A 21,219-nucleotide genomic window follows, 5' to 3' on the forward strand; every position below is an offset into this window, starting at 1 on the left:
GATGACAAATACATTATTTGTCATCGAAAATTAATTGTTTTTTTAATTTATCTGTTTAGTTCAGCAAGAAAAATTTATGGCGAACTAGATAGGGTTAATTGTCGATGAATTTCAATTAACCTTGGCAAAGTAAGGTACAAATTATGACCGTAAGAGTAGCAACAGACGTTGGTGGAACCTTCACTGATCTTGTCTATATTGATGAGGGTAATGTTAAAGCTGTGAAAAGCGATACTACACCGCCAAATTTCGAACAAGGCGTAGTTAATGCTGCCATTAAAGCTGATATTAACTTGTCAGAGGTGGACTTTTTTGCCCATGGTTCTACGGTTGTTATTAATGCCATTACTGAGAGAAAAGGCGTTAAAACCGGATTGATAACGACAAAAGGCTTCCGCGATGTATTAGAAATCGCGCGTGGTAATACCCCTGATATTTTTAATAATACCTATCAAAAACCCAGCCCTTTTGTTGAGCGCCATTTGCGGTTAGAGCTTGAAGAACGCCTTGATTATAAAGGAAACGTGGTCACGAAAATTAAATTGGCTAATTTACAAAAGCTGGTTGATTATTTTAAGTCACAACAAGTTGAAGCCATTGGCGTGTGTTTTCTACACGCGTATTTAAATCCTGAACATGAGATTAAAGCCGTAGCCGAGCTTAAACGCTTATGGCCAGAAGTTAATGTTATTGCTTCACATGAAATATCAAGTGAATGGCGTGAATATGAAAGAACCAGTACCACAGTTCTGTCAGCTTATGTTTTGCCTCCCACCCAACAATACTTGGATAAATTAAAACATAAGCTACGCGCGAATGGTTTAAATAACGATCCTTTTATCATGCAATCCAATGGTGGTATTGCCACATTGCAGTCTGCGCGTGACAATCCGATAACATTAGTTGAGTCAGGGCCTGTGGGTGGTATTTTAGGTGCAGCCGCCTACGGTGAAGTGATTGGTGATGGCAATATTATGGCACTAGATATTGGAGGAACCACAGCAAAGTGTTCGCTGATCCATAACGGCGAAACACGCATTACCACAGAATATGTATTAGAAAAAACCGCTAAAAAAGCCGGTTATCCCATTAAAACACCTGTCATAGATATTGTCGAAATTGGAAATGGCGGAGGCAGTATCGCTTGGATTGATGCAGCTAACAGCCTACATGTGGGGCCAGAAAGTGCAGGTTCTACACCAGGGCCTGTTGCTTACGGTCGAGGAGGTAGTGCGCCAACAACAACCGATGCCAACTTAATTACCGGTCGCATTAATAGTGAAAACTTTGCCGGCGGAGCGATACAGCCAGATATTAGTGTTGTTGAAGCATCTTTTGATAGGTTAGCGCAACAGCTCAATGTAACCGCAATGGATGTTGCGCATGGCGTACTTAATATCGCCAACGCTAATATGGTTAATGCGCTGAAATTAATATCCGTAAACCGTGGTTATGATCCCCGTGATTTTTCTTTAATGGCCTTTGGTGGTGGCGGCGCATTGCACGCAACCGCGTTAGCGCAAGAGTTAAATGCTCGTAAAGTCATCATCCCGCCATTTGCTGGCGTTTTTTCTGCATGGGGCATGTTAATGATCGACTTGCGCAGAGACTATATTCAAACCCATAGATTCAGTATCAATAAGCAAAGTAAAGCTGCAGTGATTAACGCTTTTGAAGCGGTTATTTCAAAAGCGAACATGGACTATAAAAATGATGGTATTGCAGAAAATAAAGTTAAGCATGAATTGTATGTTGATGCTCGATATAGCGGACAAGAACATACCGTAAAAATTCGTCTACCCGATACTGAGCTTGATGATAGTGACTTTATCTGTGAACTATCGGAACGTTTTCATACCGGCCACCAGCAAGAATATACGTTTAGGTTAAATGATTCAGCAATTGAAGTGGTAAACATTCACTTAGTTGCCTTTGGCATCTTAGACAAAGCAAAATTAGAGAAACTGCCGTCAAGCACGTCAACCAATGCAAGTATGGCTTTAATAGGCAAGCGCTTGGTTGATTTTGACAATAATACGCAGCGAGCAGCGGCGATTTATGACCGTGAAAAATTACAGCCGGGCATGATGTTTAAAGGACCAGCGATTATTGAAGAAAGCACGACAACTACCGTAGTACTACCCGGCAACAGAGTAGAAGTGGATGACTTTGGTGGTCTTCATATCTATCTTCGCGATTAACCCGTGGTTGTTAAAGTTTACTAAGTTGAGTACAAAGTTATGAAAAAACAAGTTGATATATTTACCATAGAAATTATTAAAAACGCGCTTGTTGCTATCGGTGAAGAAATGTTTTTAGCGTTAAAGCGTAGCAGCAAAAGCCCGATTATTTATGAGTCTTTAGATTATGGCATTGGTGTTACCGATGCTAAAGGCAGGCTTATTTCTCAAGGCAATGGTATTCCGGGCTTTATTGGTACCTTAGATGCTGGTGTGCAAAATATAATTGCTAAATTTGATGCAAAAAATATTTATCCAGGCGATGTTTTTATTCTAAATGATCCCTACGCTGGTGGCGGTACACATTTATCAGATGTTTGTATGATCCGACCGGTTTTTTTTGAAAATGAACTTGTGGCATGGACAGCGAACAAAGCTCATTGGACCGAGATTGGTGGAAAAGATCCCGGTAGTTATAGCGCAGATGCCACTGAAATTTACCAAGAAGGCTTACAGTTTCCCGGCATTAAAGTTTTTGAAAAAGGCATTGCTAATCAAGCCCTGCTTGACTTAATCGAGGTTAACGTTCGTTTACCAGAAATGACATTAGGTGACTTACAAGCCTGTGCGGCTTCATTGAAAGTGGGAGAGCAACGCTTTCTTGCGGTTATGGAAAAATACAGTCGGGACGTTACCTTAACAGCCATTGATAAATTGCTTGAACATGGTGATTTAATGGTATTAGAAAAATTTAAAACCCTGCCTAAAGGCACTTTTGAAGCCGAAGATGTTATAGATGAAGACGGTATGGGCAATGGTCCTTTTGCGGTAAAAGTAAAAGTTACCATTACGGATAAATTATTTACGCTCGACTTTACTGGCTCATCTGCGCAAGCCCCAGGTCCTATCAATTGTACTATGGGGGTGTTAATTTCTGCAGCTCGTGAAGTTTTTATGGGGATTGTTCAACCAGATGCGCCTGCAACGGACGGCTGTTTTCGCCGATTAGAGGTTATTTGTCCAGCAGGAACGCTATTAACCGCGCAACGCCCAGCACCAGTATCTTCATATTTTGAAGCCATGGTTTGTGCCGCAGATGTTACCCGTAAAGCACTCGCAGATGTGTTGCCCGGTATTGTTACCGCAGGACAGTTTGGCTCAGTTTGTACAATGAACTTATCAGGGACAATGCCTGAAACAAACGAACCTTACTTGTTAGTTGAACCTTTAGTAGGCGGTTGGGGAGCGGCTGTTGGAAAAGATGGTGAGTCAGGGCAATTTTGTGTGGGTAATGGCGAAACTAGTAATATCCCGATTGAAATCACGGAAGCACGCTACGGGGTGTTGGTTGAGCAGTATGCATTTAATAATGACTCTGCCGGCGCAGGTGAATTTAGAGGTGGTAATGGTGTCGTGCTCGATTATCGCATATTATCTGATAACGCTGACATTTCTAGTTTTTTTGGCCGAGGTATCACAGCGCCGTGGGGAATTGATGAAGGAGCGGCGGGGTCATGTAATTACGTCGAAGTTTTTGACCAACAAGGGAATGCAAAAGCACGATTTAGTAGGGCAAGCCGTTATCCTTTGAAAAAAGGCGACTTACTGCGATTAGTAACAGGTAATGGTGGCGGTTGGGGCAACCCCAGCAAAAGATCTAAAGCAGATGTGCTAAATGATGTTAAAAATGGCTTCATTTCAGCGCAAGATGCGCAGGCTATTTATAATGTTAAATAGCCTCATTACGAGTAAATTAACTGATTTAGCCAACAGACTTTTGAAATAAGTGGAAATAATTAATGCAGTATAAGCTATTTAAGACAACTAACTCAGACTTGAATTATGGACTAAGTGGCTTAGCAACAGCGCCCATAGGCTACCTTGTTTTATTGTTTTTACCTGTGTATTTAGAAGTCGTTGGTATCAATTTATCATTGACCGAGCAACAAGTTGGTTGGTTAGCGGCTACTGATTCTGTTGGCTTGGCGCTAGCAGCGTTTATTTTTTCTATTTTTATTAAACAACTAAATTTCAGAAAAGTGCTACTTGTTGGCGTTGTGGTTACGGTTGTTGGAAACTTGCTTTCTGCACTGACACACAACTTTTTAATACTCTGCTTTATAAGATCTATAACCGGTTTAGGTGAAGGGGTCATTGTTGCCGTAGGAATAAGCGCCATAGGCATGACCAAAAACCCTAATCGCTGGTTCGGCTATTATACTGCAGCCATTGTGGTCGTTCAGGCTATTGGGCTAGCATTAGTGCCCATTATTTATGCACAGCTGTCCTTGTCTGGCGTATTTATCGCCATGGCTTTATTTTACTTAATTCCTCTGGTGGTTATTAAGTTATTACCCCATAAAAGTGATGACTATAAAGTCGCACAGGGCAATGAGACTTACCCGAAAAAGCAGCCAAGCAAACCCTTGAATTTAGGGCTGTTAAGCTTACTCTTTTTTTATATGAGCATAGGTGGCGTGTGGACTTATATGTCTTTGATGGGCACCAGTGCTGATTTAACGCTGTCTTATGTTTCCCAAGCGCTTGCCATTGCCATGATTGCCGGACTGCTTGGTGCTTTATTTTTTGCATTTATTGGCGAGCTGGGTAAACACACAGGGTTATTGTTTTTCTCTTTATTGCTGATGGCTTTATCGTTATGGGCATTAAACCAAGGTTTAACTGAAATGCGCTACCTTGTTTCTTTATGTGTATTTAGTTTCTTCTGGAGTATTGCTGGAGCGCGATTATTCGCGGTTATTTCAGACGTTGATCATTCAGGAAAATACATCAGTGCGGCACAGACAGTGGTAGGTGTGGGCTATATTCTCGGGCCAATATTGGCGTCAACCCTAGTCAACAATGCCGGCTACACTGACGTTATTATGATGGGTACCGTGTTATTTGGCCTATCGTTTATTTTTATATTACCTTTGGCGCGCATTAAGACTAGCTAATCTTGCTATGGTGATGATATCCAACTAATAATACTCAGCTCAAGCGGTGCTTAGTTGCTCAATACCGCCGCTTAACAGCGAGTAATAGCTATTATTGTAATTTCATCTTTTAAGTATTCTTGCTGTTCAGCTTTTTGATAAATTAAATCAAGTACCTCTCTGCCTTTAGTAATTCGACCGAAAGCGGCGAAGCCAAGCCCATCATCGTATCGTCTACCACCATAATCTAGTTCAGGTTGGTTATTTATACAGAAAAAGAAACTGCCATCAGCCGTACCCGGCTCAAATCTCGCCATTGAAATTGTCCCGTCTAAGTGTGAAATACCTGTCTCTTTTGTTGTTTCATGCGCTATACCCGCTAACAAATCTGGGTGTTCAGGGGGTAAACCTGCCTGAATAACATTTATTTTAGCGTTAGCGTCCTCACTTTGGTTAGCATTATTATCGGTTACGATCCTGAAAATACTACTCCCATCAAATAAGTGCTTATCAACATAATGTAGGAAATTAGTCACCGTTATAGGCGCTGCTTGCAAAAATAATTTGATCGTAATATTGCCTAATGGCGTTTGCAGTAAAACGGTAGGGTAAATATTCATAATAATTCCAATAGTAATAAATAATTTAGCTAGGTTAATGGCTATTATGATGTATCTTCAGTGAATATAATTTAGTATTTAAGGCTTGAAACACAATAATCTGCTTATTTTCAAGTAGCTTGAATATATATTTTCATATGAGGAAAACATGGCAAAAAAACATATCAAATTAGACCGAATGAATCGCCGTATTTTGTCAGAGCTTCAAAGCAATGCCCGTATTAGTAATCATGACTTATCTGAAATAATAGGTTTGTCGCCAAGCGCTTGTTTACAACGTGTGAAAGCACTTGAAGATGCAGGTTTTATTATTGGCTACACTATGGTGACTAATGTTGATAAGTTATGTATTAATGTTAAAGCTTACGCTCATTTTACCTTAAAAAGTAATACCTATGAGCATTGTGCTGTATTTGAAAAGGGCATTCGAAAATATATTGAAGTGGTTGATTGTATGAAGGTTAATGGCAGCATTAATTACATTGCTTTTATGATGTGTTCAACAATTGAAGACTTTAACCGTGTCTGCAATGACATGATGCAAGGTGCCTTAGGTATTGAAAAAATCACCAGTCATTTTGTACTAGATACAGCAAAATGGTTTGGTGGTTATCCTCTTGAAACATTAGAGTGGAAAGCACAAGAAGAGTGATACTTAACTAATTCCAGTTCAATGCAACCTTGCAGTGACAGGCTGGAACTATGCAGCGCTTAGCTACAAATAACTGAAGTTATGGTGATGAACCCTAACGTAGTCGACTTTGTTGTCATCGCGGTCAGATACTTTGGACTATTTTCCACTACTTGTTGGGCTGCTCAGTGGCATTTGAACATGTCGTAATGCTCTCGTTTGCACTAGGGGTGAGTAAATTTAAATACGCCAAACCTACGCCAAACTATGCCAAACCTAAGCCACATAGCGCGACCCGCAACGTTGATTTTCGCTTATGGTATTGAGTGTACTGATTGCCGCAATTTTAGTTCAGTTGTTCATATAAATTAAAGTGCTATGTGCTGTTTTTTCAGCGCTTAGTTTTTGTTACATATTGTAGTCGTTAACAGCCATGGTATTGTGTTAAGTTAAATTTTTTGCACATAAAAGGCGATCATGGTGAATCATTTACAAAAAATAGCCGGCGTTGCCGCACTTTTTCAAGCGCTTATTTATATCGCAGCTTTTGCTTTTTTTGGCGCTTTTTGGGCTTTTCCCACCGATGCAGATGCGACAGAAAAATTTGCTTTTTTAACGCATCATCAAACAATTTTATCGCTGGTTAATTTGACCATGTATGTGGTTTTTGGTGTGCTTTTGGCGGTGTTAGTGCTAGCACTTCATCAACGGTTAAAAAGCAAAGCGCCGGTATTATCACAATTGGCGGCTACCTTTGGAATTATTTGGGTTGGTCTGGTCATTGCGAGTGGCATGATTGCCAATATTGGTTTAGCGGTTGCGATTACGCTCTCGGCCAAAGATGCCGAGCAAGCAATGACCCTCTGGATAACGGTAAATACTATTGTTGAAGGTTTAGGCGGAGGTAACGAAGTTGTCGGAGGGCTATGGCTGCTTTTACTTGCTATTGCCGCGTTAAAAATTAATGCATTGCCTAAATTGCTCAGTTATTTCAGCTTGTTTATTGGCGTTGTTGGCATTCTCACTATCTATCCTGCTGAAGTATTGACTGAAATTTTTGGCTTAGGACAAATCGTTTGGTTTGTTTGGTTGGGTGTGATCTTGCTGATGAGCTCTCAAGCCGAGCTTAATAAGAACGTTAAAGAACAATGACAGTCGCCGTTTTTCAGCATTAACTGTATACACCCAAATAAAAAGTCTGCTGGGGTGAAGGAGGAATATTTGCTACGCCACTTTACTGACACTGCATATGCGTTACTTGATAAGGACGCAGAGGACTTTTATAGCCATATTAACTTTACGAAATTTTAGTCAAATCGCGCGCGTGCTCGTTACTTGCCAAGCTAAGCAAGCTCGTATCATTTTCGGTATAAGTTGCTGTAAAAGTTGCTGTAAAAGTTGCTGTATAAGTTCCTTTATATGTACAGGTATGAAGGTGGGCATTTCAACACAAGAGGTATAAATGAATATGGTTGTTAGTGAATTATCGTTATCTGATCGGGCCGGTTGGCAGAGTCTTTACCAGCAATATGCTGAATTTTACCAAGTACCGATGCAGCAGGAAATACTGGATACCGTCTGGTCATGGATTTTTGATGAAGACAATCAATTCTACGCCTTGATCGCAAAAGATGATGCTGGTAATTATTTAGGCCTAATGCACTATAGAGCCATGCCTTCACCGCTTAGGGGCAAGCTAGTGGGCTTTCTTGATGATCTTTATGTTACGCCGTTCGCAAGGGGCACTGGTGTAGTTGATGCCCTATATCAAGCATTAAATGCCGCGGCGGCGAAACATGCTTGGCCATTTGTTCGTTGGATCACAGCCGATAACAACTATCGTGGTCGCAATGTTTACGATAAGTTAGCTGATAAAACGCAATGGCTGACGTATCAGATGCCGGTCGAGTAAAGCGCTAGCATTTCTCCTATTTAGACGAACATTTAGACGGACGTTGCTATGCTTAGTTGCGAGTAACTTGTTAATTTAGCCTTTATTCAAGCTTTAATTTAATTGTAATGGAGTTTTATTATGCCTACACCTTTGGATACCCATGCCTTAGCGCAAGTATTTCTTAACGCGCGTACTTTTAATAAATTTACCGAACAAGCAGTGCCTGATGCGCTGATTATCAAGCTTTATGATTTAATGAAGTGGGGGCCCACTTCCATGAACTGTCAACCGGGGCATTATCTGGTGGTGAAAAGTCCGGCGGCGAAAAAAAGATTACAGCCAGCCTTGATGCCCGGCAATCAGGAAAAAACCATGGCTGCACCTGCAACCATCATTGTTGCCACTGACATGCAGTTTTATCAACATATGCCAACGCAGTTTCCGGCCAACCCGAACGCACAAAGCATGTTCGAGTCCAATGCGGACTTAACAGAGCAAACCGCGCTGAGAAATAGCACCCTTCAAGGCGGCTATTTAATCTTAGCTGCTCGCATGCTTGGTTTAGATTGCGGCCCAATGAGCGGTTTTGATAACCAAGCCGTTGATGCAGAGTTTTTTGCGGATGGTCGCTATAAGTCAAATTTTTTGCTCAATATAGGTTACGGCGACGCCAGTAAAAATTACCCTAGAGGGCCAAGACTTACCGCGGAACAAGCGGTGGAAATTCTTTAATTAAGTCCGCTGCATTAGGCGAGGTTATGTAAGCGCGGCTTAGGCTGCTTTGACAAAGCTTGGCAGGATCAATCGGCAAAAAAAAGCCACGTCATTACGTGGCTTTAAATCAATTGACCCTTGCTCAGACATTAAATATCGAATTTAATCCCTTGCGCTAAAGGCAATTCTGTTGAGTAGTTGATGGTATTGGTTTGACGACGCATGTACGCTTTCCATGCATCTGAGCCCGATTCACGCCCGCCGCCGGTTTCTTTCTCACCGCCAAAAGCGCCGCCAATTTCTGCCCCTGAGGTGCCAATATTGACGTTAGCAATACCACAATCTGAGCCCCAGTGAGAAAGGAAGTTTTCCGCTTCTCGTAAGCTATCGGTAAAGATTGCTGAAGATAACCCTTGCACAACATCGTTTTGTATCGCGAGGGCGTCATGCACATCACCTGAGTACTTAATTAAGTATAAAATCGGTGCAAAGGTTTCATTTTGAACCATGTCATAATGATTTTCCGCTTCAACAATGGCTGGTTTAACATAACAGCCTGACTCATAGCCTGCACCTGATAACACCTCACCACCACATAACAATTTACCGCCTTGTGCTTGTACTTGCTCGAGTGCATTACTAAACATGGCGACTGCTTGTTGATCAATTAACGGGCCGACATGGTTACTTTCATCTAATGGGTTACCAATTTTTAAGCCGGCATAGGCCTTAACTAAAATATCTTTGACCTGTTGATAAATGCTTTCATGAATGATCACACGTCGCGTGGTCGTACAGCGTTGACCTGCAGTACCGACTGCGCCAAATACTGTGCCGGGAATTGCCAGCTTTAAGTCGGCTTGTGGCGTTAAAATAATGGCGTTATTACCGCCTAACTCTAGGATAGATTTACCAAATCTTGCGGCAACGCTAGTACCAGCGTGACGACCAACACGGGTTGAGCCGGTAACTGACATCAACGGAATACGTTTATCATGTAGCATGCCTTCACCAAGTACATTACCGTCACCAATTACTAACGAGAATATCCCTTCAGGTAGCTCGTTTGCCGTTAACACCTCGTTTAAGATATTTTGACAAGCAATGGCTGTTAATGGCGTTTTCTCTGACGGTTTCCACAGCGTAACGTTACCACAAATGGCAGAAATCATCGCATTCCATGCCCATACCGCAACCGGGAAGTTAAACGCAGATACTACGCCAACAATGCCGAGCGGGTGGTATTGATCGTACATTCTATGTAATGGACGCTCTGAGTGTAAGGTAGAGCCGTCAAGTTGGCGCGATAAGCCCACGGCAAAGTCACAAATGTCGATCATTTCTTGCACTTCGCCTAGGCCTTCTTGTAATGATTTACCCATTTCATAGGCAACAAGCTCACCCAGCGGTTGTTTAAAGTCGCGTAGTTTATTACCAATTTGACGGACGATTTCACCACGGTGAGGTGCGGGCATTTTGCGCCAGGTTTTAAAGGCGGCTTGCGCAGTATTGACCACTTGTTCATAATCATCGCTAGAGCATTTATAAACGCTGGCAATGGCTTTGCCGTCTGCTGGCGAGGCAATATCAAACTGACCGTTGCTTGTGGTTTGCAACCAGTTAATACCCGTTGAAGCGCCGTAGTTGAGGGCATTAATGCCTAATTCATTTAAAAATTTCATATTAACCTTCTTGTCTTTAATGTTGAAGTTGTCGCTGTGCCGCGCTATTGCGCGGCTAGCTCAGTCAGCCCTAACTCAAGTACTTTGATAAACTTATCGGCGTCGGCTTTGCTAAACGCTAATGGCGGTTTAATTTTCAAAATATTGTAGAAGGGACCTTCAGTGCTGAGCAAAATATGATGCTGTTTGAAGAACTCTACCAACCATGACGTTTGCTCGGTTGCTGGTGCTTTACTGGTGCGATCTTCAACTAGCTCGACACCAATAAATAGCCCTAAACCACGCACATCACCAATCAGCGCAAAACGTTGTTGCAACAAGGTTAATTGCTCTTGAAAATAAGCGCCGGTAGTTAAGGCATGCGCTTGTAGCTGCTCTTGTTCAATGACATCAAGTACCGCCATACCTATGGCACACGACACTGGGTTGCCGCCAAAGGTATTAAAGTATTCCATGCCAGTAACAAAGGCATCGGCAATTTCTTGAGTGGTAATAACGGCGGCCATCGGATGACCATTACCAATCGGCTTACCTAAGGTGACAATATCCGGCACCACATTTTGCGTTTCAAATGCCCACATATGGCTACCGACGCGGCCAAAACCCACTTGTACTTCATCGGCGATACACACGCCACCTGCGGCGCGCACCTGCTGATAAACATTAGCCAGATAACCGTCAGGCATAATGATTTGACCGGCCACACCTTGTAATGACTCACAAATAAAGGCACTGGGCTTTTTACCATCTTGCGCTAACTCGGCAAGGGTTGCTTTGACGCTATTGGCATAAAGCTCAGCAGTGTCAGTACCTGTGCCTTGAAATTCACCGCGGTAAGGGTCGGGTAAAGTGACTTTGTGAACATAAGCGGGTGCACCTTCACCGCCCGGACCGTCAAATTTATACGGGCTGGCTTCGATACAGGCATTGGTATTGCCATGATAAGCACCATCAACCACTAATAATTCTTTGGATTTAGTGAAGCAGCGGGCTAAGCGAAAGGCTAATTCATTCGCTTCACTGCCAGAGTTAACTAACATACAAACGGATAACTTTTCTGGCATGGTGGCGAGCAATTTGTCGGTGTAGTTGACAATATTGTCGTGTAAATAACGGGTGTTGGTGTTAAGTTTCGCCAGTTGCGCTTGTCCGGCAGCCACGACTTTCGGGTGACAATGACCAACATGACAAACATTGTTAACCATATCTAAGTAGGGCACACCTTGTTCGGTAAATAAATATGCACCTTGTCCACGCACCATTTTTAATGGCTCTTGGTAGCTTAAACTTAAAGTTTTACCTAAGTGTTGTTTACGGTAACGGATAATATCTGCAGGTGCTTTGCCACTATCGATTGGTAGCTGACAAGCGTGACGTAATTGACACAGTACGGCGAATGGATTTAACGCGCTCAGTTGCTCAAGTAGCGCCCATGCCGGCTTAACTGATACTAATAAGTACTCGTTGTCTGGCTGTTGCGAAATAGCCAAGGCGGAGTTACAAACCGTGGTACATAAACGCAAGGCCACTAGTGAGTAGAGTACTTCTAGTTCACTGTCGGATAAAGGTCGTACTTGATGGTAGCCCGCCACTAGGGTTTTAAAGGCTGCAAGTACGCCATTTTCAGCCACTTTTTCGCCCATGAGCGCATAAGCACAGGCAACGGCTAATTCATTGACAATATGGCTGTGTACCATGTCGCCAAAATCAATTAAACCGGTTATTTTTTTCGGCGCGGCGATATCATCGACTAATAAGTTGTAATCGTTGGCGTCGTTATGAATCACGCCTTGTGGCAGTTTTGCCAGCAGCGGCATGGTTTGTGTTTGATAAAGGGTTAAAAATTTGTCTACTAAAGGTGCTTGGCTAGGGTTAAGCAAATGCTTTTTGCTCATACAAACACGATAGCCTTGCGCTAAATCCCAATCTAAATAGCGATAAGCACCCGGATGGTCAAAATCCGCTAAAGCTAAGTCAATGTTTGCGACAAACTTGCCTAAGTCAGACCAAAGCGACTCATTGTGCGTCAGGCTGTCGGCGTCAGCATAGAACTTGCCCGGTAAAAAGGTTAAAACCCGTAAATAAAATGTTTGTTGTTTGGCGTTGATAATAGTGCTGATGGTGTCGCCGTCTTGATTCGCTAAGGCATGAGGTACCGCGCATTGCTTAGCGCTAAGGTGTGCCATGGCGGCATTTTGCATCGCTAACTCAAGCTTTGGCTCAGCAGAGTTGGCAATTTTAACTATGTATTGTTGTTGATTGTCTGTGGTTAGTAGTAGGTTTTGGTCGCAATAGCCAGCTAAGCTTTTTAGTTGCCCAGATAGTTGATATTGCTGAGTTAGTAATTGATTGATTTCAATTTCAGAAAACGACGGTGTTTGATCTGTACTCATGGTTGCCTCTTTAACGTGCAATGCTAGCGGGTTGCTGTAGTTGTGCTCAAGCCACTCAAGCTGCTAATTAAGCGCGACAGCTTGGGTGGCATGAGAATCATCATTTGCTTACTGATTGATGGTTTCAATAGTGCGAGCAAGTGCTGCTGGCTTTATCTTAGCTTGGTTAAAAGGCACTAAGGTAAAACCGTACTGATAGCTTTGTGCAGGGATAGTGTATTGTGCATGCACTAAGCGACCCCAAGAGGTGTCACCACCTACACCCATTTGTTTATGGTCGATATTAACCGTCACTAAGTCTCGCATAGGAACTTCTGCGCCACGCGCCGTGGTAACCGGCACTAACCCTGACGCTGACTCTTCACCGTCTTTGCCAGCGATAAAGTCAATATCACTTTGTTTATAAGGCCAAGCACTGGTGTTAAGCACTTGATCGCCAACGACTAGCAGCCCTAAGCCATTGTCAGCTTTTAATGCCATCCAACGTACATCGGTTTTGTTGGCATTTTCTTGTGGGCGCACATAGTGATGAATTTGGTCTCTTACTAAGCTTTTATATAATGAAACCTTAGCCGAGGTTTTTCTGTCGGCATAGCTTTCATGAGGTCCACGGCCAAACCAAGCCATTTGTTGGAATTGTCCCGGCATAGTCAGTTGCATACCAAAACGCGGTAAGTTTGGTAATGTTTGGCCAGGGGCAATAGTTAATTGGCTTTGCACATGAACTTGACCATTATCATTAACGCTATATTGCACCTGATAAGCACCGTTAAAGTCGGCAACTTTATACTTACTCGTTACTTGATAACCTTGAGCTGTTTTTTGTTTGGTCAGTGATGTTAGTGCTAACTTATCACTGGCGCTTTGCCAGATTGCCGCCCACTTTTGCATGCCATTACCTAAATCATTATCGGTAGGGGCACGCCAGAAGTTAGCACGCAACGATGATTTAAGCAGGTCACTATCTTGGTGACGGTATTGGCTTAACCAACCACTTTTCTTATCAAAGGTGGCGGTTGTGCTGTTATTGCTAAAGCTTAACACTTGCTGGTTATCTTGTTTAATCACCATAGCTACAGAGCTTGTTGGCGCTTTCTTCGCGACTAACTGCACTGGTAATTGAAATTGCTCAAAGGCCAGTTCATGTCCGCTTGTTAGTAAACCGTATGGTTGGCGTACCACAGCACTTAAGGTAATAAAGTACTCTTTACTGTCTGCTTGCGGTAACGCAGGTAATGCTATCGTAATGTTGGCTTTTTCACTGGGCAATACTTGCGGTAGTGCTTGGTGGCCGTGTGCAATCACTTCACCGTCAGCTTCAATGCGCCACTGTAAATCAAACATGGCTAAATCAATGAAGTCATAACGGTTTTCGACAATAAACTCGCCTTTGCTGCTGTTAGCTTCACTGAAGCGAATCGCTTGATAGACTTTTTTCACTTCAAACGCGTGTGGATGCGGCTGACGATCAGCTGACATTAAGCCGTTATTTAAGAAGTTACCATCGCTGGGTAAATCAGGGTGAAAGTCTTTACCGTAGGCCCAATATTTAACGCCATTTTCGTTGGTGTATTCTAGTGATTGGTCAACCCAATCCCAAATAAAGCCACCTTGTAGCACGTCGTACTTTTCAATGGCTTGCCAGTAGTCAGCTAAGTTACCCACTGAGTTACCCATAGCATGGGCATATTCAATCATAATACCTGGGCGACTTGGCTTAGACTCAGCGTATTTAACTAAGCGCTCGATTGACGGGTACATAGGTGCAAATACGTCGGTGTAGTGCTCTTCACCGGCCGGCTCATATTGTACCAGACGGCTATTGTCATTATCTTTTAGCCATTGATAAGTGGCTTCAAAGATTTTACCTTTACCGGCTTCATTACCTAGCGACCAAATAATAATTGATGGGTGGTTTTTATCGCGTTCAAACATACGTTGGGTGCGATCTAAATGCGCTGGCAACCAGCTCATTTCATTACCAAGTTGGGTTTTTTCATTAATTGCTAGCGGGTGCGACTCGATATTCGCTTCATCAACCACATACATGCCATATTTATCGGTTAACTCGTACCAATAAGGGTCGTTAGGGTAGTGGCTGGCACGGACGGCGTTGATATTAAACTCTTTCATTAGTTTAATATCTTGTTCCATTGACGCTCTTGTCACTACGTGGCCGTGGTGTGGGTCGGTTTCATGACGGTCAACACCGCGGATGGTAATGGCTTTACCGTTAATGGTTAGTTGGCTATTAACTACAGCTAAATGCCTAAAACCAATTTCATGGCGGGCAGTTTCAATGATGTTGCCTTTACGATCTTTTAAGCTGATCAATAGCGTGTATAAATTTGGCGTTTCTGCTGACCATAAGGCTGGTTGTTTGATCTTACCATCAAGGCTAACTTTGCTAGTGCCCTGAGCGGAAACTCTAACTTTTGTTTCTTTATCCAGAATTACCTGCATATTATTACGTGGATCTAATAATTGCACGGCAACTTTTTGAGTAGATCTTTTATCAGTAAAGTTGTTTAAGGTTACTTCTAGCGCTAACTTACCTTGGCTGTAGTTGTTATTTAAGGTTGGCTTGGCGTGGAAGTCAAAAATGCGCTGCTTGGGCGTGGCATAGAGGTATACATCGCGCTCAATACCTGAAATACGCAGCATATCTTGGCTTTCTAAGTAGCTGGCATCGGTCCAGCGTCTAATTTGAAATGCCAGTAAGTTTTCACTGTCATTTAGGTATGGGGTAATATCAAATTCTGCCGGGGTTTTTGCGCCTTGGCTAAAACCCACCTTTTCGCCATTTAACCAGACATCTAATGAAGATTTTGCCGCGCCAACATGCAGAAATACTTGCTTGTTTTTCCATGAGCTTGGCAGTGTGAAAGGCTTACGGTAAGAGCCTACAGGGTTGTAGTCTTTTGGGGCATCAGGCCAAGTGGTGGTAAACGGGAAGCGTTCATCTAAATAGATGGGATAACCAAAGCCTTCTGTTTCCCAATTGCCTGGTACCGGTATCTGCTGCCAATTGCTGTCATCAAAATTATTTGCTTGAAAGTTTTCCGGCTTATTTTTTGGTGAACGCTGCCAATCAAACTTCCACAAGCCATTCAGTAATAAAAAGTTATCACTTTGTTGTTTGTCATTAATTAACGCAGCATCACGCGATTGGAATGGAAAAAAAGATGCCCGAGGATCTTGCTTATTAATGGCAAAGACTTGATGGTCTTCCCATGGTTCACGTGATTGGCTATTTGCATTAGTACTTAACGACAATAGTAAAGCTAACGAAATAAGTTGTAATGATTTTATCATGAAACAAATATCTTAATTAATTTAACAATACTATTTATAATACAATTAATGTTTATTTAAGCAAGTACTTTCTATAGCAGACGTCGCGAATTTACGGTGGAAAAAATCACTCATGCTGAACCTCAAGCTAGTGATAGTTCAAATGACAGATAATGAAACTTTGTCGCTAAAAGTTATTAAAGTAAGCAAAATAGCGGGCTTTATTGGGTGTTAGCTTTAATTTTTACATTGTATTTAACAAAGTAAAATTAAACTAGTGTATTTACTTGAACTCATTTATCATACAATTAAGTAGATGGCAGATAAAATTCAATCAATAAACGTTTTGTAAGTAGAAACGATAATAAAAGAGTATTGCAGTATCATGGAATCATCACACCGTAACCTGACCCAACAAGTTGTCCATGAGTTAGGTAAAAAAATTTTACAAGGCAACTACAAAATTGGCGAACGCTTACCTTCCGAAGCGGATTTGTGCCAACAATTTAATATTAGTCGTACTGCAACCCGAGAAGCGGTAAAAATGTTAACCGCCAAAGGCTTGATCAGCTCAAGGCCCAGACAAGGCATTACGGTTGTAGAGTCTAAGCACTGGAATTTGTTTGATGTTGATGTATTAAATTGGATTTTATTAGGAAAGCCAGATTTATACTTGCTTAGGCATTTTTTACAATTACGCTTAGCGCTAGAGGCAGAAGCGGCCTATTTAGCAGCCTTGTATGCCAGCGATGATGATTTAATAGCCATTGCGAGTGCGTTAGCACGCATGAAAAATGCTACTAATGGTATGGACGACACGCATGAAGCTGACATCGCCTATCACCAAAGTGTGCTGTCAGCGAGTAATAACCCGTTTTTTATACAGTTAAAGAATTTTATTACCACAGCGTTGAAGGTGAACTTACGTTTTACTAATCGAATGATTGCGGTGACCGTGGCAGAATATCAAGCACATGTTGATATTTACGAACATATCAAAAATAAAAAACCACAAGCGGCTTTTGACGCGGCCATGGTAACTCAACGCGCCACGCTTGCCATAGTCAATGAACAAATAGCGGCACTTGAGCAAGAAAAGCAGCACAAGGTTTAAATTGTCGCATAAGGCTAGGATAGCGATTAAGATGTGCCCGTGAGCAAGATAAAGCAACGGGCACAAACTAGCATGAAATCTTGGCTAGCAAGCATTAGCTTGATAACGCTAACCATTATCTGCATAGCACTTATCTGCATAGCATTCGCAAAAGCTTCGATGATGAGGCTATAATAGGCGAAATTTCACTTCTTTTAGATATTAAGTCAAGTATATGACCATACTTTCAATGATTGTGGCCCACGCCAATAACCGTGTTATTGGCAAAAATAACACTATGCCTTGGCACTTGCCTGCAGATTTAGCCTATTTTAAAAAAATGACCTTGGGCAAGCCAATTATCATGGGCCGAAAAACCTATCAGTCTATTGGTAGGGCCTTACCCGGCCGTAAAAATATAGTCATTTCACGCTCGACAGCATTTCAAGGTGACGGTGTTGAGGTTGTTGATTCGGTAGAAGCAGCATTAACTTTGGTCAGCGATAGTGCAGAAGTGATGGTTATCGGTGGTGGCGCGATTTATCAGCATTGTTTAGCGAAAGCACAGCGTTTATATATTACCCATATTGACGCGGATATTGATGGCGATACTTTTTTTCCTGAATATGATTTAGCGGTATGGAAAAAGGTAGCGAGTGAAATTCGCCCCAGCGATGAAAAAAATCAGTACCGCTTAGATTTTTCGGTCTATGAAAAAATGTAAGGCTTGCTTTATTTTTGGGTATAAAAAAAGAGCGCTAAGCGCTCTTTTTTTGTTTATCAGAAGTTTAAGAGAATCTAAAGCTTAAACTCTTGAACTGATTGCTGTAGCTCTTCTGCTAAACGTGCTACTTCACCACTGGACTCGGCGGTCTGCTTAGAGCCTGCGGTAGTCTGCTCGGCGATAGCGACAATCGACTCTAAGTTTTCACTTATCTCGTGGGCAACTACGCTTTGCTCTTCTGCGGCACTGGCAATTTGCGAACTGCGATCAAAGGCTTCATGAACCGCGTGGGTAATAGTATCAAGCGCTTGCTCTGCTTGTACGCTTTGCTCAACACAATTCGTTGCTTGGTTTTTACCTGTATCCATTACCGATACGGCTTTTTCTGCACCGGTTTGTAATACTTCTATCATATTTTGAATTTCTTGTGTCGACTCTTGGGTTCGGCTTGCCAAGGTTCTTACTTCGTCAGCAACAACCGCAAAACCGCGACCATGTTCACCAGCACGTGCCGCTTCAATTGCTGCGTTTAATGCAAGTAGGTTGGTTTGATCGGCAATACTTCTAATAACATCAAGAATACCGCCGATGGACGCACTATCTTGTTGAAGTTTATTAATGACTTGCGAGGCAGATTCAACTTCATTGGCTAATAGCTCGATGGTTTCACGATTACGGCCAGAAATCACTTTCACACGCTCAGCTTCATCATCAGCTTGTTTAATTTCACCTAATGCGTCATTGGCGCTCGATAGTACGCTCTGCGCAGTACTGCTCATTTCTGTGGTGGCTGATGCCGCTTGCTCAACTTGCGCGCGTTGCTCTTCTATGGCGGTGGTACTTTGCGCGGTTACGGCAGAGGTTTGTTCAGCCGCGGTTGCTAATTGAGTTGAACGGCTAACAATACTTTGTATTAAAGTGCGTAAACTGTCGATTAATAAGTTGCAGTTTCGTGAAAGTTGCGCAAACTCATCTTTACCGCTTTCATCTAATTGTCGAGATAAATCACCTGAAGCTACGACATTAAGCATTTCATTTACTCGTCTTAATGGGCGGGTAATACTGGTTAACGTCACCCAGGCTATTGCGATCGCGAGGATCACAGAGATTAAAGTTATAACTAGGGTGTTGCGCGTGCCGTCAGCAACAGATTCTTCCACTAACGCACCTGTGGCAACCGTGGTTTTATTGGCTAAATCTACTTGGGTGTCGAGTATTGCGTTGGCGCTAGCGATAGCGCTTTCTGCTAAGGCTAAGCTTTCGGTTGCCGCCGCCATTGCATTTAACTGGTTGTTCTTATGGTTGAAAATACGCTCATCACCGGTAACATAGTTTTGTAGCGCTGCATAGCTAGCTAAAAGTTCACTAGCAATACCGCCAACACCTTGGTTGTTTAACTCGCTAACGACATCGTTAATGGATTGGGTAATATCGCTGAAGGTGTTTTCAATTTCATTACTGACTAAATCGGCTGATTGTCGATCAGTAATTTCTCGATACTCTAATGAAGAGCTTACCATATTGTTCAATAATGTTTCTAAGCGTTCTGAGAGGCTGACAGCGCGTTGTAACTTAGTTGATGCTAGGTCGTGGTCAGCTAAATCGAGCAAAATGGTGGCAGTGTCGTCTGCGGTTTCTTCTAGGACATCTATCTTTTCGATTAAAGTTAAGCGCTGTTCAATCGCTTGTTTGCGGTTGCTTAGTACGCTGGTAATTTCTTGCTCTAAACTATCGTAAACCGAATCAAACTTACGAAGATTGGTGATCAAAGTGGTTTCGTTTTCAACGATCCCTTTTAGCTGTTGCAGCTGTGCGCGAAAATTGCTTTTACCCGCATCAAACGCCTGTTGATTTTCGGCCAATGGTGGTAACTGGGTTTGATAATAAGCACGCAGCGTTAAGTTGCCTATTGCAGTTAAATCGTTAGCAAGCGTGTTACTGCCTTTTAACGTCGGAATAGCAAGTTCATTTTGTTGTTTGGTTGCATCACCAATGGTATTTAAGCTATTCCAAGATATTGCGCTCGTTAAAAAGAGTAAAAGCGAAATAATGGTGAAACCACCGATTATTTTCATTGCTACTGTTAATTTCATAGATCCCACCAATATATATTTTATCGTTATTTGACTACTTGGAAAATAATCGTTAATTATTATTAGACTACAGAGACATGTATGCCAGTCTCGCTGCTAGTATAACAACCTGAGTTACTTTTTAAACTAAAGTCCTACGCAATCTTTATTTTTTATGTGCGTGCTCAGTAAAAAGTTTTTTATCATGCCACCTGAGCATGCTCAAATAGTGCCCCCAAACGCAGCCGGTATCAAGTGCATAGATATTTTTAGGTGGGCAATTGCCCATTAATGTCGCCCAGTGACCAAACAGCCATTGGGTTTTGTTATCAAGGTGTGCAAAGTCAAACCAAGGTCGCAATGTGCTAGGAGCCTGTTCAGGGCTGTCTTTGCAAGCAAAGTCTAAGCTGCCATCATGATAACAATAACGCATACGAGTCAGTGCGTTAATGGTAAAGCGAAAACGGCTCACCTCATCTTGGGCATCATGCCAATTGGCTGGCTGATTACCATACATCTGGGTTAGCCATTCGCTAGCGTTTGTTGAATTTAAGTGTTGCTGTGCAATCTTGGCTTGGCTAACGGCAATACTAGGGCTCCATTGTGGCGATAGTCCAGCGTGGCTAAGATAGGTTTCTTCTTGTGGTAATTTGGCAATTAGCGGTTGTTGAATTAACCACGCCATAAGCTCAGAAACGTCAGGTGCTGCTAATAGGGATGTTAGCTTATCTTGTGGCTTTGCCTGTTTGATACCATGATAAACCGCCAGTAAATGCAGGTCGTGATTGCCCAGCACCACCTTAGCGCTATCACCTAAAGATATAATTAACCGCAGCGTTTCCAATGACTGTGGCCCACGGGCGACAAGATCGCCGGCGATATAAAGCTGATCATGTTGAACTGAAAAGTTAACTTGGGCTAATAGCGCATCGAGTTCGCGGTAGCAGCCTTGTATATCTCCGATGAAATAGATAGCCATGAATCAG

15 protein-coding genes are annotated in these 21,219 nt (G+C 42.4%); 9 read left to right on the plus strand and 6 right to left on the minus strand.

The window, feature by feature from the left end; genetic code table 11:
* Positions 1-143 precede the first annotated feature (143 nt).
* The 3 genes from B6K83_RS03715 to B6K83_RS03725 all read left to right on the plus strand — a co-directional run bounded on the left by B6K83_RS03715 (position 144) and on the right by B6K83_RS03725 (position 5,137).
* A complete protein-coding gene (locus B6K83_RS03715) occupies positions 144-2,201 on the plus strand; it encodes a hydantoinase/oxoprolinase family protein (RefSeq protein ID WP_085283380.1) in 2,058 nt (685 codons plus the stop codon).
* 39 nt (positions 2,202-2,240) lie between these two features.
* Positions 2,241-3,917 (plus strand): hydantoinase B/oxoprolinase family protein, encoded by a 1,677-nt coding sequence (locus B6K83_RS03720; protein ID WP_085283382.1) that lies wholly within the window; start codon positions 2,241-2,243, stop codon positions 3,915-3,917.
* A gap of 62 nt (positions 3,918-3,979) precedes the next feature.
* Complete coding sequence (locus tag B6K83_RS03725; protein ID WP_085283384.1) at positions 3,980-5,137, plus strand: MFS transporter; 1,158 nt, start codon at positions 3,980-3,982, stop codon at positions 5,135-5,137.
* A 71-nt stretch (positions 5,138-5,208) separates the two neighbouring features.
* Here B6K83_RS03725 and B6K83_RS03730 read toward each other — a convergent pair whose 3' ends face one another.
* Positions 5,209-5,736: a peptidylprolyl isomerase gene (locus B6K83_RS03730; protein WP_085283386.1), complete on the minus strand. Its 528-nt coding sequence runs from the start codon at positions 5,734-5,736 to the stop codon at positions 5,209-5,211.
* Between the two features lie 148 nt (positions 5,737-5,884).
* Between B6K83_RS03730 and B6K83_RS03735 the strand changes: the two genes are divergently transcribed.
* The 4 genes from B6K83_RS03735 (at position 5,885) to B6K83_RS03750 (ending at position 8,993) form a co-directional block, all read left to right on the plus strand.
* A complete protein-coding gene (locus tag B6K83_RS03735; protein ID WP_085283388.1) occupies positions 5,885-6,388 on the plus strand; it encodes an Lrp/AsnC family transcriptional regulator in 504 nt (167 codons plus the stop codon).
* A gap of 456 nt (positions 6,389-6,844) precedes the next feature.
* The gene (locus B6K83_RS03740) at positions 6,845-7,519 is read left to right on the plus strand and encodes a hypothetical protein (RefSeq protein ID WP_332888832.1); all 675 of its coding nucleotides are present in this window, start codon (positions 6,845-6,847) and stop codon (positions 7,517-7,519) included.
* Between the two features lie 310 nt (positions 7,520-7,829).
* The gene (locus B6K83_RS03745; protein WP_085283390.1) at positions 7,830-8,279 is read left to right on the plus strand and encodes a GNAT family N-acetyltransferase; all 450 of its coding nucleotides are present in this window, start codon (positions 7,830-7,832) and stop codon (positions 8,277-8,279) included.
* Positions 8,280-8,399: 120 nt separating this feature from the next.
* Positions 8,400-8,993 (plus strand): malonic semialdehyde reductase, encoded by a 594-nt coding sequence (locus tag B6K83_RS03750; protein ID WP_085283392.1) that lies wholly within the window; start codon positions 8,400-8,402, stop codon positions 8,991-8,993.
* A 131-nt stretch (positions 8,994-9,124) separates the two neighbouring features.
* Here the strand turns inward: B6K83_RS03750 and amaB are convergent, their stop codons facing one another.
* The 3 genes from amaB to B6K83_RS03765 form a co-directional block, all read right to left on the minus strand.
* Positions 9,125-10,657: an L-piperidine-6-carboxylate dehydrogenase gene (gene amaB / locus B6K83_RS03755; protein ID WP_085283394.1), complete on the minus strand. Its 1,533-nt coding sequence runs from the start codon at positions 10,655-10,657 to the stop codon at positions 9,125-9,127.
* A 44-nt stretch (positions 10,658-10,701) separates the two neighbouring features.
* Positions 10,702-13,050 carry an aminotransferase class III-fold pyridoxal phosphate-dependent enzyme gene (locus B6K83_RS03760; protein ID WP_085283396.1) on the minus strand — a complete coding sequence of 783 codons (2,349 nt, stop codon included), beginning with the start codon at positions 13,048-13,050 and terminating at the stop codon, positions 10,702-10,704.
* A gap of 108 nt (positions 13,051-13,158) precedes the next feature.
* Positions 13,159-16,365, minus strand: coding sequence for a glycoside hydrolase family 2 TIM barrel-domain containing protein (locus B6K83_RS03765; protein WP_085283398.1), 3,207 nt, complete (start codon positions 16,363-16,365; stop codon positions 13,159-13,161).
* Positions 16,366-16,729: 364 nt separating this feature from the next.
* Between B6K83_RS03765 and B6K83_RS03770 the strand changes: the two genes are divergently transcribed.
* Complete coding sequence (locus tag B6K83_RS03770; RefSeq protein WP_085283400.1) at positions 16,730-17,458, plus strand: FadR/GntR family transcriptional regulator; 729 nt, start codon at positions 16,730-16,732, stop codon at positions 17,456-17,458.
* Positions 17,459-17,672: 214 nt separating this feature from the next.
* Positions 17,673-18,161: a type 3 dihydrofolate reductase gene (gene folA / locus B6K83_RS03775; protein WP_085283402.1), complete on the plus strand. Its 489-nt coding sequence runs from the start codon at positions 17,673-17,675 to the stop codon at positions 18,159-18,161.
* A 74-nt stretch (positions 18,162-18,235) separates the two neighbouring features.
* On the opposite strand, the gene B6K83_RS03780 is transcribed toward folA, so the two are convergent.
* Both B6K83_RS03780 and B6K83_RS03785 read right to left on the minus strand, forming a co-directional pair.
* A complete protein-coding gene (locus B6K83_RS03780) occupies positions 18,236-20,254 on the minus strand; it encodes a methyl-accepting chemotaxis protein (protein WP_085283404.1) in 2,019 nt (672 codons plus the stop codon).
* A 145-nt stretch (positions 20,255-20,399) separates the two neighbouring features.
* Positions 20,400-21,212, minus strand: a complete 813-nt coding sequence (locus B6K83_RS03785) for a symmetrical bis(5'-nucleosyl)-tetraphosphatase (RefSeq protein WP_085283406.1) — start codon at positions 21,210-21,212, stop codon at positions 20,400-20,402.
* Positions 21,213-21,219 lie beyond the last annotated feature (7 nt).

Source organism: Colwellia chukchiensis (assembly GCF_002104455.1).
Classification (GTDB): domain Bacteria; phylum Pseudomonadota; class Gammaproteobacteria; order Enterobacterales; family Alteromonadaceae; genus Cognaticolwellia; species Cognaticolwellia chukchiensis.